12 protein-coding genes are annotated in these 13,248 nt (G+C 62.5%); 7 read left to right on the top strand and 5 right to left on the bottom strand.

The features are described 5' to 3' along the window. Positions 1-35: 35 nt before the first annotated feature. The 4 genes from L0U81_RS29745 to L0U81_RS29760 form a co-directional block, all read right to left on the bottom strand. The gene (locus L0U81_RS29745) at positions 36-770 is read right to left on the bottom strand and encodes an ABC transporter substrate-binding protein (protein WP_233809134.1); all 735 of its coding nucleotides are present in this window, start codon (positions 768-770) and stop codon (positions 36-38) included. 95 nt (positions 771-865) lie between these two features. Next, positions 866-2,155: an MFS transporter gene (locus L0U81_RS29750; RefSeq protein WP_233809136.1), complete on the bottom strand. Its 1,290-nt coding sequence runs from the start codon at positions 2,153-2,155 to the stop codon at positions 866-868. Between the two features lie 49 nt (positions 2,156-2,204). Then, positions 2,205-3,533 carry an MFS transporter gene (locus tag L0U81_RS29755; RefSeq protein ID WP_233809144.1) on the bottom strand — a complete coding sequence of 443 codons (1,329 nt, stop codon included), beginning with the start codon at positions 3,531-3,533 and terminating at the stop codon, positions 2,205-2,207. Positions 3,534-3,633: 100 nt separating this feature from the next. After that, complete coding sequence (locus L0U81_RS29760; RefSeq protein WP_233809146.1) at positions 3,634-4,908, bottom strand: glucarate dehydratase family protein; 1,275 nt, start codon at positions 4,906-4,908, stop codon at positions 3,634-3,636. 210 nt (positions 4,909-5,118) lie between these two features. On the opposite strand from L0U81_RS29760, the gene L0U81_RS29765 reads away from it, so the two are divergent. The 3 genes from L0U81_RS29765 to L0U81_RS29775 all read left to right on the top strand — a co-directional run bounded on the left by L0U81_RS29765 (position 5,119) and on the right by L0U81_RS29775 (position 8,160). Then, complete coding sequence (locus L0U81_RS29765; protein ID WP_233809148.1) at positions 5,119-5,823, top strand: GntR family transcriptional regulator; 705 nt, start codon at positions 5,119-5,121, stop codon at positions 5,821-5,823. Positions 5,824-5,881: 58 nt separating this feature from the next. After that, positions 5,882-6,943 carry a DMT family transporter gene (locus L0U81_RS29770; protein WP_233809150.1) on the top strand — a complete coding sequence of 354 codons (1,062 nt, stop codon included), beginning with the start codon at positions 5,882-5,884 and terminating at the stop codon, positions 6,941-6,943. A 257-nt stretch (positions 6,944-7,200) separates the two neighbouring features. Further along, complete coding sequence (locus tag L0U81_RS29775) at positions 7,201-8,160, top strand: Vgb family protein (protein ID WP_233810047.1); 960 nt, start codon at positions 7,201-7,203, stop codon at positions 8,158-8,160. A gap of 15 nt (positions 8,161-8,175) precedes the next feature. Here the strand turns inward: L0U81_RS29775 and L0U81_RS29780 are convergent, their stop codons facing one another. Beyond that, positions 8,176-8,595, bottom strand: a complete 420-nt coding sequence (locus L0U81_RS29780; protein ID WP_233809152.1) for a DUF1810 domain-containing protein — start codon at positions 8,593-8,595, stop codon at positions 8,176-8,178. Between the two features lie 147 nt (positions 8,596-8,742). Between L0U81_RS29780 and L0U81_RS29785 the strand changes: the two genes are divergently transcribed. The 4 genes from L0U81_RS29785 (at position 8,743) to L0U81_RS29800 (ending at position 13,005) form a co-directional block, all read left to right on the top strand. Next, positions 8,743-9,423, top strand: a complete 681-nt coding sequence (locus L0U81_RS29785; RefSeq protein ID WP_233809154.1) for a carbonic anhydrase — start codon at positions 8,743-8,745, stop codon at positions 9,421-9,423. 60 nt (positions 9,424-9,483) lie between these two features. Further along, entirely contained in the window at positions 9,484-11,013 is a 1,530-nt protein-coding gene (locus L0U81_RS29790; RefSeq protein ID WP_233809171.1) for a CYTH and CHAD domain-containing protein, read from the top strand. 183 nt (positions 11,014-11,196) lie between these two features. Next, positions 11,197-12,213: a phosphate ABC transporter substrate-binding protein PstS gene (gene pstS, locus L0U81_RS29795; protein ID WP_233810049.1), complete on the top strand. Its 1,017-nt coding sequence runs from the start codon at positions 11,197-11,199 to the stop codon at positions 12,211-12,213. Between the two features lie 81 nt (positions 12,214-12,294). Continuing rightward, on the top strand, positions 12,295-13,005 hold the full coding sequence (locus L0U81_RS29800) for a hypothetical protein (protein WP_233809173.1): 711 nt from the start codon (positions 12,295-12,297) through the stop codon (positions 13,003-13,005). The last annotated feature ends 243 nt before the right edge of the window (positions 13,006-13,248 follow it).

Raw genomic sequence — 13,248 nt, forward strand, 5'->3', positions numbered from 1 at the left:
GGCACGCACTGGCTCATGAACGAGGTTGTACAGGGCTACGCCGCAGGCGCAACCGACGCCCCGACAATCCCATGCTTCGCAAGCGATTGCGCAACAAAACCCGAAGCCTTCATCTGTTCGACGAACGCGTGCAACGCGTGAGCCGCGGCCTCGCCTCGGCTCTTCGGCACGCCCATCGCCTGCCGGATCACCATGAAGCGCTCGTCGAGCAGCCGCAGCCCGGCGGTTTGCCTGGCATCTGCTTCGAGTTGCTGTTTCACGCCTGCCGCCACTTCCAGATGCTGCTCGATGAACGTCGGCACGACACTCGGCGAGCTCGGTGCGCGCACGATCTGCGCGGCTTTCAGCTCGCGCGTCAGAAACAGATCGTACGCACTGCCTTTGCCGACGACGACCCGGTTGTGCGCCTGATCCACATCCTGATTGGATCGCACCGGCGAGTCGTCGCGCACCAGATAGAAGCCTTCGATCAACACATACGGCGCCGTGAACGCGATCGTCTCGCCGCGCAACGGATCGATCGCGAAGAAGCCGAAATCCGCGCGTTCCTCGCTGACCGCCTGCACCGATTTGCCGGCTGTATCGAAGACCACCAGCTCCAGTTCGACGTTGAGTGCGGCGGCGAACGCGCGCGCGAGATCGACTGATACGCCGCACGGCTCGCCGGAGTCGGCGTGACGATTGACGAGGATCGGATTGCCGAGATTGATCGACGCGCGCAGCTTACCCGTGGGCGTGAACGCGGCGACGACGGAGGGATCGATGGTCATGAGGGCTCTCGTGGTGACCGCGTTCGGGGCGAAGCGCGGGCTCAGGGTGCAAGGATTTCGCTATTGTGCGCGAGAGCCCGCGGCGTTGATCAATTTCAATCCCGCAGCTTCACCGCCGTCATGCGCGGCATCAGCAGATGAATGATGCCCAACGCAACCAGATACGCCGATGCGCCGACCGTAAAGAGCGCCCAATACTGCCCGGTGCGCTGCAAGGTCTCGCCGATCACGCCGGAGTAGAAGAACGACCCGACCATCCCTGCCACGCCGCCGATACCGATCACCGTGCCGACCAGCCGCTTCGGAAACACGTCGCCGACCGTCGTGACGAGGTTCGCCGACCATCCCTGGTGCGCTGCTGCAGCGAGACCAACCGCGAACACGGCGTACCACAGGCTCTGGAAATACGACAAGGTGGCGATCGGCACCACGCACAACGCACAAATGAGCATTGTGAGCTTGCGCGCGAAATTCGGCCTGTTGGTGCGCGCCATCAAGCGCGACGACAGCCAGCCGCCCGCCACGCTGCCGACCGATGCCATTGTATAGATGGCGATCAGCGGCAGGCCCATCTTGCCGATGTCGATATGGCGGGACTCGTTGAGCCACTTGGGCAGCCAGAACAGATAGAACCACCACACCGGATCGGTCAGCAGCTTGCCGAAGACAAACGCCCACGTCTCACGGTATTTGAGCACCGACAACCAGCTGACTTTCTGTTCGACGATTTCTTCGCGATCCGCATTGATGTAGTCGAGCTCTTCCTTCGTCACCGACGGATGCTGCGAAGGTTGCCTATAAACCAGCATCCAGACGGCCAGCCAGATGAAGCCGGTCGCGCCGCCCACGATGAACGTCGCGCGCCAGCCCCACATGACCGCGGCGATCGGCACGAAGGCCGGCGCGACGATTCCGCCGATCGTCGCGCCCATGTTCCAGAAGCCCGTCGCCAGCGCGCGTTCCTTCTTCGGAAACCACGTGGCGGTCGTGCGGATCGCAACCGGAAAATTGGCCGCTTCGCCAAAACCGAGCAGACCGCGCACAGCCGCGAAGCCCGGCACGGTCGATGCCACCGCGTGCAGCATCGCCGCGAGACTCCACATCGCCATCGCGCTGCCGTAGACCTTCTTCGTGCTGAAGCGGTCCGCGATCCGGCCGAAGATGGCGAGGCCCACCGCATAGGTGACCGTAAACACCATCACGGTCTGCGCGTACTGCACCTGATTCCAGCCGATATCCTTTTGCAGCAGCGGCGCGAGCAGCCCGAGCATCTGACGATCCATGTAGTTGATCGTCGTCGCGGCGAAGATCATCGCGCAGATCGTCCATCGGTATCGACCGACGGCCGTACTTGCGGCGGCCGCCGTGGCGTCTAGTGTTTTCATCGAGTCTCCTGAAGGTTTTTGGAAATGGTGTCGATTCGGTTCGGTACGATCAATGCGCGGAGGCGGGCAATCCTTCGCGCGGGGTCATGCGGGAGAAGAACACGACGCCGGCTGCCACCACCGACATCACCGCGAGTCCAGTGAGGCCGCCCTCGATCGAGCCGGTCTTCTGTTCGAGGAAGCCGAAGGTCGCCGGCGCGACGAAGCCGCCGAGATTGCCGATCGAGTTGATGAGCGCCAACACCGCCGCGGAAATCCGCGCGTCGAGATAGCCCTGCGGAATCGGCCAGAACAGCGAAGAGGCCGCCTTGAAGCCGATCGCCGCGAAGCAGATCGCGACGAACGAGAACAGCGGGCCGCCCTGGCCGGCCGCATACATGCCAAGCGCGGCGATCAGCAGCACGCACGCGACCCACGCTTGCTGAAACTTGAAGCGCGCCGCGAGCGTCGCGAACAGATACATCGCCGCGATCGAGATCAGCCAAGGAATCGAGTTGAACAGGCCGACCTGGAAATCGTTGAAACGGCCCATCTTGCGGATGATGCTGGGCAGCCAGAAGGTCGCGCCGTAGATGGTCAGCGACACCGCGAAGTAGATCAGGCAAAAGATCAGGATTTGCGGATCGCGCAGCAGCGTGCCCAGCGATGGTTTGAGCGGGTGCGCGGCGGCGCGCTGGCGTTGCTCTTCGTCCACCGCATCGAGCACCGCGTCCTGCTCGGCGCGAGTAAGCCAGGCGGCGTCGCGCGGCTTCGAGTCGAGCCACAGCAGGACGAAGCCGGCGAGCACGACCGAGAACATGCCTTCGATCACGAACATCCACTGCCAACCGCGCAGCCCCGCGCCTTCGATCAGCATCAGCCCGCCGGAGATCGGCCCGGATAGCACCGACGCGAGCGCCGAGCCGCTCAGGAAGATCGCCATTGCCTTGCCGCGCTCGTTGCTCGGCAGCCATTGCGTGAAGTAGTAGATGACGCCGGGAAAGAAACCCGCTTCGGCCGCGCCGAGCACGAGCCGCATCGCATAGAACGAAGTCTCGCCGCGCACGAACGCCATGCCGGCCGCGGCCAAACCCCAGGTGAGCATGATACGCGCGAGCCACAGCTTCGCACCGAAGCGCTGCAGCAGGATGTTCGAAGGCACTTCGAAGATCGCATAGCTGACGAAGAAGAGACCCGCGCCCAGCCCATAAGCCGCCGCGCCGATGCCGAGATCGGCGCTCAGATGCTGGCGCACGAAGCCGATGTTCACGCGGTCGATGTAGTTGACGACGAACATCACGACGAACAGCGGCAGCACGCGCCACTTGATCTTGCGCACCGCGCCCGCCAGCGCGTCGGCGCGCTCGGGCCGTGCCGCATCGGCAATCGGACTGCTCATGGGGTTGTCTCCTTCGATGACGACGCGCGTGGCGCGTCGCGGGTCACACGCTGCGAGCCGTTGTTCCCTGCGGCGCGTAGGCGCGGATCATAAGCGCGAATTAAAAGCGCGGGTTCTTGCCGGTGAAGCCCGGCTCGTACTTGCGCATTTGCGTCAGGTCATCGCGATTGCGCACGCCGCACGACAGATACTGCGCGTGCAGCTCGGCGAGGCGCTCGCGGTCGAGTTCGACGCCGAGGCCCGGCGCGGTGGGCACACGCACCGAACCGTTGTCGAACTTCACGCGGCCGCCCTTGATCACTTCTTCTTCCTGCCAGGGGTAGTGCGTGTCGCAAGCGTAGGTCAGGTTGGGGATGCTTGCCGCGACGTGCGTCATCGCCATCAGGCTGATGCCGAGGTGCGAGTTCGAGTGCATCGACATGCCGAGATCCCACAGCTTGCACATGCGGGCGAGCGTCTGCGTCGCACGCAGGCCGCCCCAGTAGTGATGGTCCGACAGCAGCACCTTGACCGAACCGATCCCGGCGCCGCGCCGGAAGTCCTGCATCGTCGTGATCACCATGTTGGTGGCGAGCGGCAAGCGCGTGTGCTTCGCCAGTTCGGCCATCCCTTCGAGACCCGGACACGGATCTTCGTAGTACTCGAGCAGCTCGTCGAGTTCCGGGGCGGCCGCGATGCTGGTTTCGAGCGTCCAGTTGGCGTTCGGATCGAGGCGCAGCGGCACGCCCGGAAACGCCTGATGCAGCGCGCGCATGCAAGCGATTTCGTGTGCCGGTTCGAACACGCCGCCCTTCAGCTTGATGCTCTGGAAACCGTACAGTTCGATCATCCGGCGCGCTTGCGCGACGATCTGCTCGGGGCTCAGGCCTTCGCCCCATGCGTCGGGCGCGTAGGGCTTGTCGACGTGCTCGGCGTATTTGAAGAACAGGTAGGCGCTGTAGGGCACCGCATCGCGCACCTTGCCGCCGAGCAGATCCACGATCGGCGCGCCGACGATCTGCCCTTGCAGATCGAGCATCGCGACTTCGAGCGTGCTGATGACTTTCGGCGCGTTCTTCGCCGAATGCGAGCCGGGCGCGAGCTCGAATTCGACCGCGCCTGGGCTCGCCTTGATGGTGGCCCGCACGCGCTCTTCCATGATATTGAGGTCGAACGGCGACAGGCCGAGCACCAGCGACTTCGCCTGTTCGAGCACGCGCAGCATCGGTTCGTCGCCGTAGGTCTCGGAGATGCCGACGCGGCCGTCGCTCGTCTCCAGCTCGACGATGGCGCGTAGCGCCCAAGGTTCGTGGATTCCGGCGGCGTTGAGCAGCGGGCCGTCGCGGAAGGCGATCGGGGTGATGCGCACCTGTGTGATGGTGATGTCGCGAGTCATGATGGCAATCGGCAAGGGAACAAGGGGAATACGATGTCGCCGATGGTAAAGCACTAATGTATTAGTGCGTTAGTGGGGTAAATACGCATCTCCCGTTTTGGTGGAATTGCGCTCGCGAGCCCGCTGGAAGGGGCAGGCGTCGGCTATAGTACTAGTGCCTCAGCGGGCGGCCACGCCGGTTCCGCCTGCTTCCATGCTTCAGCTTCTGCCATGAAAAACCACGCTACCTCGTCGGTGGTGAAGCGGCTCGACCGCTCCCGCCACGCCGCGCCGCAAGTATTCGAACGACTGCGCGAAATGATCCTTTCCCTCGAACTGACGCCGGGCACGGTGCTCTCGCGCACGGAACTGGCGAACCAGTACGGCTTGAGCCAGACGCCCGTGCGCGACGCGCTGATGAAGCTCGGCGAGGAAGGTCTTGTCGACATCTATCCGCAGCACGCGACGGTCGTTAGTCAGATCAACGTGACGTCCGCGTTGCAGGCGCATTTCCTGCGCCGCTCGATCGAACTGGAAGTGGTGCGTACGCTCGCGGAGCAGCGCGACGCGGCGCTGATCGCCCAGTTGCGCGCTACGATTGCGCGGCAAACGGAACTGCTCGACCTGAAGAACTACGAGCAGTTCTCGCTGCTCGATCAGGCGTTTCATCGGCAGATGTACGAGGCGGCGGGTGTGCCGCAGCTATGGGATCTGGTGCGTCGGCTGAGCGGTCATATCGACCGGCTGCGGCGCCTCCATTTGCCGGTGGAGGGCAAGACGATGGCGGTAGTGCGAGACCATACCGAGATCGTCGATGCAATCGGCAAGGGCGATGTCGAGGCCGCGCAGGCGGCGCTGCGCAAGCATTTGTCGGGGACGCTGAACCAGATCGATCAGATCAGGACCAGTCATCCGAATTTTCTGGCGGATGAGTGAGGGGGCGGGTAGGGCGGCTGCGGCCTTCCTCTCGCGTTGATCGAACATCCACCTGACCATGAATTCGAGACTTAGCGCGGTATTGACTGCCCTCACCGCCGCGGCGCTGTTCGGCGCCGCGACGCCCTTGGCCAAAGCCCTGCTCGGCTCGATGTCACCGTTCATGGTCGCGGGCCTGTTCTACCTCGGGAGCGGCCTTGGCCTCGGCGTCGGCATCATCACCCGCCGGATGCGACGGCCGCCGGCGCAAGCCGCGAATCAGCACCGGATTCGCAGAGATGAGTTGCCGTGGCTTGCCGGCGCGATCGTCGCCGGCGGTGTCGCCGGACCGGCGCTGCTGATGCTGGGTCTATCGAGCACCCCGGCCGCAACGAGTTCGCTGCTGCTGAATCTCGAAGGCGTGCTGACTGCCGTCATTGCGTGGGTGGTGTTCCGGGAGAACGTCGACCTGCAAGTGTTTCTCGGCATGGTTGCGATCGTCGCCGGAGGAGTGATGTTGTCCTGGACACCCGGAGAAGCGGGTGTGCCTGCCGGTGCGCTGCTGATCGTCGGAGCATGTCTGTGCTGGGCGGTCGACAACAATCTCACGCGCAAGGTGTCCGCGAATGACGCGATGGTGATCGCCTGCCTGAAAGGTCTGATCGCCGGTCCCGTGAATCTTGTGATCGCTTTTGCGACCGGAGCATCACTGCCGCCAGCCATCACACTGGGTGCTGCCATGCTCACAGGGCTTGCCGGCTACGGAGTGAGTCTTGTTCTATTCGTCGTCGCGCTTCGTCAGCTTGGGACGGCACGGACCGGCGCCTACTTCTCGGTTGCGCCGTTGTTTGGGGTCGGCATTTCGCTGCTTATCTGGCCGGAGCAGCCGTCCGTCATCTTCTGGATTGCCGCGGCGTTGATGGCGCTTGGCATCTGGCTTCATGTACGCGAGCGGCACGAGCATGAGCATAGGCACGAACTGATGGAGCACTCGCACCGGCACCGGCATGACGAACATCACCAGCACGAACACGATTTTCCGTATGACGGTGACGAGCCCCACACCCATCCCCACGTCCATCTGCCCATCACGCATTCGCACGCGCATTTCCCGGATATTCACCATCGTCATCAGCATTAGTCAGTCAATCGGCACGGCTGGGTGTCGGCTATTCGGCCACGCCCGGCGGGCCGAAAGCTCAAGTTCAATAGTTCGGAACCCTTTCGTATTCAACCGAGGCGCTCCCATCGGCACAGGTTTAGACTTAAGTGGCGAAGCAGCCGGCCCGCGAGCGCAGGAACGCGGCACTTTAGTCTTCTTGCTTGATACCTACGACCATGCGGCGATCGACTGTCGGGATTCTGATTGCCCTGGCTATATACGCCCTGGGTTACGCGATGACCACCGGCAACATCGGCCTCGCGCAGGCACAAGCACAGCCGCCGTCGTTCGAGAGCTTCGCCGTTCCGACCGGCAGTGCGCCGCATGACGTCGCGCCGGCGCATGACGGCACCGTGTGGTACACCGCGCAGGCGCAGGGAGCGCTCGGGCGACTGGACCCGCGCAGCGGCAAAATCGACAAAATTGCGCTCGGCGCCGGATCGGCCCCGCATGGTGTTATCGTCGGTCCCGATAGCGCGGCGTGGGTCACCGACGGCGGCCTGAACGCGATTGTGCGCGTCGATCCGAAGACGCTCGCCGTCACGCGTTTTCCGCTGCCCAAGGACCGGCCGGATGCCAATCTGAACACCGCCGTGTTCGACAAGCAGGGGCATCTGTGGTTTACCGGGCAAAGTGGCATCTACGGCGAGCTCGATCCCGAGCGAGCCCGAATGCGCGTCTTTGATGCACCACGCGGCCCAGGGGCCTACGGTATCTGCGTGACCCGCTCAGGGGAGCTGTATTTCGCGTCACTGGCGGGGAATTATCTCGGTCACATCGACCCCGCGACGGGTGCGGCGCAGGTCATCGACCCGCCAACGTCGAAGCAGGGCGCGCGCCGCGTCTGGTCCGATTCCAGGGGGCGCGTCTGGGTCAGCGAGTGGAACGCCGGCAAGGTCGGCGTATTCGATCCCGCCACGCATCAATGGCGCGAATGGCGACTGCCCGGCGACGATCCGCACGCGTATGCGATTTTTGTCGACGACCAGGATATCGTCTGGCTCAGTGAATGGAGCGCTAACGCGCTAGTGCGCTTTGACCCGCGTGCCGAGCGGTTCGACGTGTTGCCGCTGCCGCGTGACCACGCGAACGTGCGTGAGATGATGGGCCGTCCGGGCGAGGTGTGGCTGTCCGAGTCGGGTACCGATCACCTGTTGCTCTACAGGTCCCGTGTGGCCGATGTGAGAGGGCAGTGACGACGCAAAAACGGCCTACAGCAGCTGAAGTGTTCGCGGATCGGCTTCTCCGCCGAAATACTTGCGCAAAGCTTCGACGAATACTTCGTTGTCGTTCGTGGCGCGTGCAAACAGGCTGACGGACGAGCGAAACTTGAGGTCATCCGGATACCCGAAAATTTCCTCGATGGAGCGGTCGCTGACGAGGTTGACCAGTTGCGTCGTTTCGCGCAGCCGTGGACCGAGTATCGGGTGGTGCAGATAGGCTTGCGCTTCGGCTAGCGACGCAAGCGCGAATCGCTGCGCCATTGCGCTGGTTCCGAGCCCCTGTATTTGAGGAAACACGAACCACATCCAGTGGCTTCGCTTACGTCCATGCCTCAATTCGTCGCATACCTGGGCATACACCGGATCCTGGGCATCGACAAAGCGCTGAAGGTCATAGGGATCGTCCATTTCGTACTCCGCTCGTACTCCGGCTGATACCGGCGTGGAGACTTCTGAACAGTGTGAAAGGAGACATACGAGTTCGGCTGCCGGCCGCATACTATTCAGATGATACGTCGATCGTGGAGCGGTCCCCTGACCTTTCGGAGACATACCATGCGCAAACTCATCATGGGCATCGTCGAATTCCGCGAGAAAATGCTGCCCCAATACGCGCAGAGGTTCAGCGAACTGGCGCTCGCGCAGACACCTGATGCTCTTTTCATCACGTGTTCGGACAGCCGGGTTGTGCCGGACCTGCTTGCCTCGACCCATCCGGGCGATCTGTTCACGATGCGCAACGTCGGCAACCTGATACCACCGGCGACTGCGGACGGCGTCTCTACTGGTGATCTTTCCGAGGCGAGCGCGATCGAGTACGCAGTGCTGGTGTTAAAAGTCGCGAATATTGTTGTGTGCGGGCATTCCGAGTGCGGTGCAATGAAGTCCGTGTATACGCGCAACGCCAAGCTGAAAGCGCCGAACCTCGATAAATGGCTGTACCACGCCAACAACGCAGCGTTTCGCCTCGAACACGAAGGTCCGCTCGACGAAAGTCTGAAGCCGCACGATCAATTGTCGCAACTCAACGTGCTTGTGCAGATTGAGCATTTGATGACATACCCGATCGTCCGCCAGCAGGTCGCTGCCGGGGCACTGGTACTGAGCGGCTGGTGGTTCGACATTGCGACTGGCGACATGTATGCCTATGAGCGCGCGAGCCGCTCTTTCACGGTCATCGACCGCGCAATGGCTGAGCGGATGATTACGCGCCTTGCGTCACGGGCAAAGGCATAACGTCGGCAGCCGCGCGGATCTGATGTAGTGTGATAGTTCCGAGCGTACACGGGGATCCTTATGGAGCGGGAGCTAAAGCTAAGGGTCGCGAAAGAAGGTCTTGACGCGTTGCGTCACGCGCCTCTGCTCGCAAAAGCGAACAGCGCGCCCGAGGCTCCTCAACTGCTGACGAGCACGTATTTCGACACGCCCGCGCTCGCGTTTCATGGGATCAAGGCTTCGCTGCGGGTGCGTACCGTCGGCAACGACAGAGTGCAGACGTTGAAGGTGGAGAGGGCGGTGCACGTGGGACTTTTCGACAGGGACGAGTTCGAGGTGCCGGTCGAGAGCGACGTCCCCGATCTCAAGCGACTGCACGATCAGGTTCCTGCTGACACCGAGTGCGGCAAGCTGATTCGCGACGAAAGCATTGCCGCGCAGCTGGAACCAGTGTTTGTCACGCGAATCAACCGATCGGTCTTTCCTCTGCGCATACCGTCCGGTGACGAACTCGAGATCGCGCTCGACGAGGGGACCGTCGACGCGAAGTCGGGTTCGGTGCCCATCGCTGCGGTAGAACTGGAACTGAAGCAGGGAGAGCCGGAAAGCCTGTACAACGTCGCGCTCGAGTTGCTCGAAGCCGTGCCGCTGCGCATCGATCATCTCAGCAAGGCTGATCTCGGATACGCACTGCTTGGAACCGGGCACGGCAAGGCGGTCAAGGCGCAACCGGTGCAACTGGACAAACGTGCTTCTGTCGAGGACGCATTCTCCGCTATCGCGCGCAACTGTCTGGATCAGGTTCAAGCGAACGAATGCGGAGTCGTGTCCGGCCACGATCCGTCGAGCGTTCATCAGATGCGCGTGGGGCTTCGTCGTTTGCGTTCGGCCTTTGACCTGTTTGCGAAGGTCATTCCCGCATCTGCCGGCCTAGACGAGGAATTGCGCTGGATTGCCTCGGAACTGGGTGCCGCGCGCGATTGGGAAGTGCTGGCGGGATCGACGCTTGATCATGCCGGCATCAATGGCAATGCGGACGAGATCCTGCCTGTCAGGCAGGCGTGCGAAAAGATTGCCGTCGACAACCGCGAGCGCGCCGCTGCCGCGGTCGAGTCGGTTCGCTACACGCGGCTTGCGCTCCAGCTCGCGCTCTGGTTGAACCGGAAGGGTTGGCGAGACGGCATGTCCGACGAACAGCGCGAAGAGATCGGCAGCCCAGCGAAGCAGTTCGCCGAGGATGTTCTGCGTCGCCGGCACAGGAAACTGATCAAGCGCGGCAAGGGCCTCGCGGATCTCGACGATCATCTTCGTCATCGCGCCCGCATCGCAGCAAAGAAAGTTCGCTATGCCACCGAGTTTTTCGCGTCGCTGTTCCCGAGGCGGGCCGTCTGCCACTATGTCGACGCGCTGAGCGCGCTTCAGGATGATCTGGGCTGGCGCAACGACGCGGTTGTCGCGCATCAGCTTCTGACGGCGCTATCGCGAACTTCCCCCGAGTCGGTGTCAGGCGCGGCCTTTGTGCGAGGCTTTCTCGCTTCTCGCGTCGCTGCGGATCATCGGACTCTGAAGAAACTATGGAAGCGTTTCAGACGCCTGTCACCACCGCGCTAGCTGGGCAGCGCGGTCGTTGCGCGTTCAATCGCGAAACCGTCCGGACGACACGCAAAACGCGACGCAATCGATAGCACGATTCAATTGGAATTCGACCTGTCAACGTTCTGTAATGGGCCGTATTCAGCGATGTCCCGGTACAAGAACCGACGGGAGACATTTGTGAAAGCATTGGGCGCCGTCATGGCTGTTCTGATTGGCTGTTCATGCGCCGCCACGGCCTATGCAGCCGATATTACGGGAGCCGGCAGTACGTTCGCCGCTCCTCTCTACACGCGGTGGGCCGCCGACTACCAGAAGTCGGGCGGAAGCAAAGTGATCTATCAGGGCACGGGTTCATCCGCTGGACTCAAAGAGGTCATCGCCCGGGAAGTCGACTTTGCAGGATCGGACGCGCCACTGACCGACGATCAACTGACCCAAAACGGCTTGCGGCAATTTCCGACCGTGATCGGCGGCGTGGTGCCGGTCGTCAATCTTCCGGGGCTCAAAGCCGGCGAAGTGATGCTGACGGGGCCGGTCATCGCCGAAATTTTTCTTGGCAAGATTCAGTTCTGGGACGACCCCGCGATCGTACGGCTGAACCCAAAGATCAAGATGCCCAATTATCCGATTGCGGTGGTGCGTCGCCAGGATGGCTCGGGCACGACGCTCATCTGGACTCACTACCTCGCGCAGGTGAGTCCGGAATGGAAGCGCAGGGTCGGCGAGGGCACTAGCGTGCGATGGCCGCTCGGCATCGGCGGCAAAGGCAACGAGGGCGTTGCCACGTACGTCGGCTATCTGCCTGGCGCAATAGGCTATGTCGCGTGGGATTTCACGAAACAGAATCGCCTGAGGTACCTTGCCTTGACCAATGCGGCGGGCTACGTCGTTCAGCCAGGCGCCCCAACGTTCAAGGCAGCGGCGGCGAGTGCCGACTGGTCGGGCTCACTCTCTCAATTGCTGACCAACCAGCCGGGCAAGGATGCCTGGCCGGTAATGGGCGCGACCTATGTGTTGCTTCCCGCAACGCCGGTCAAGCCGGGCCACGACGAAGCCACATTGAAGTTTTTCGACTGGGCGTTCAGTCATGGCGGACCGACGATCAGCGCGCTGGACTACGTCCCTCTCCCAGACCCGGTCGTGACGAAGATCCGCTCGCAATGGTCCGCCAATGCGGACGAAAAGACGGTGCACAAAGCGCTCGCGGTCCCATGAGCCAGGGGCTGCCCTGGTATCGCCGCGGGCAGGCTGCGCGGCGTAGTATGGCTTTATGCGACGTGCATACAGGGGCCTACGATGTACCAGAGCTCGATAAAACATTGTCGTCAGGACGAGTGGAGTGAGCTTGTCCTGATCGTGATGAAGACGAGCCTGTCGGTGGCCCACGAACTGCGATTGCCACCTGACGCAGTTCTAGACTGTGCGGCCAGGCATTTGCACTTCCGGGACTTCCCGTGTTTTGCGTGGGCGATGCAGGGCGCTGCGCGCGCGCACGCGTGCTGTTGCGGGCGCGACGCCATTCGCCCCGCGGATGTTGCTTACCTCAAGACCCTCGCCGCGCACCACGATATCAACAGGAACGCGCTCGCGTGTATGCCGGCGATGCACACAGTCGGCCTTCAGGGCCATGTTGGAGTGCCTGATCAGGTGTACGAAAAGGTCGAAGCGGCCATTCAGAAGCTGAAGGACGACGTGCAGCGCGTCTTTTCTCCGGGGAGCGGCGTTTTCAGCAGGGCGGACATCGAAGGCGCAGCGGGCTTCGCAAAGGCGCTCGGGGCGATCATGCCCGCCGGCGACAATCCGGACGCCTTCGAGCGCACGTTTGCCACGGTTTTGCACGTGCGATTTTCCGCACAACTCCACCTCGTGCCTGGCGACACGGATCACGTATTGCGTGTTCTGGGTGTCGATCGACTTCTGACGTCGGGGCATCTGCCGTCTGCGCCGACCGGATGGATGCAGCGCGTCAAAGACGCGGTGCATGACCATGACAGGTTGCACGGCTAAGACGGTGTCGCGGCGGTTTTTGTCGCGCACCGGGTATCTTCCTTCTGTGATCGTGCGGTTCTTGCGGCATTGCGCAATGGCGATGGACCGCAGGCGGCGGCCCTCGTCGCGAGGCATATCCACGATAGCCGCGATCGGCTGTTGAAGCTGCTGACAGAAGGCCACCGTAGCCTGAGGGCACGTGGGCTCGCAGTCAGGCGGCGCTGATTGCGTCAAGACTTCGCTAAACGTATAAGACAAAAA

Source organism: Paraburkholderia sp. HP33-1, from assembly GCF_021390595.1.
Classification (GTDB): domain Bacteria; phylum Pseudomonadota; class Gammaproteobacteria; order Burkholderiales; family Burkholderiaceae; genus Paraburkholderia.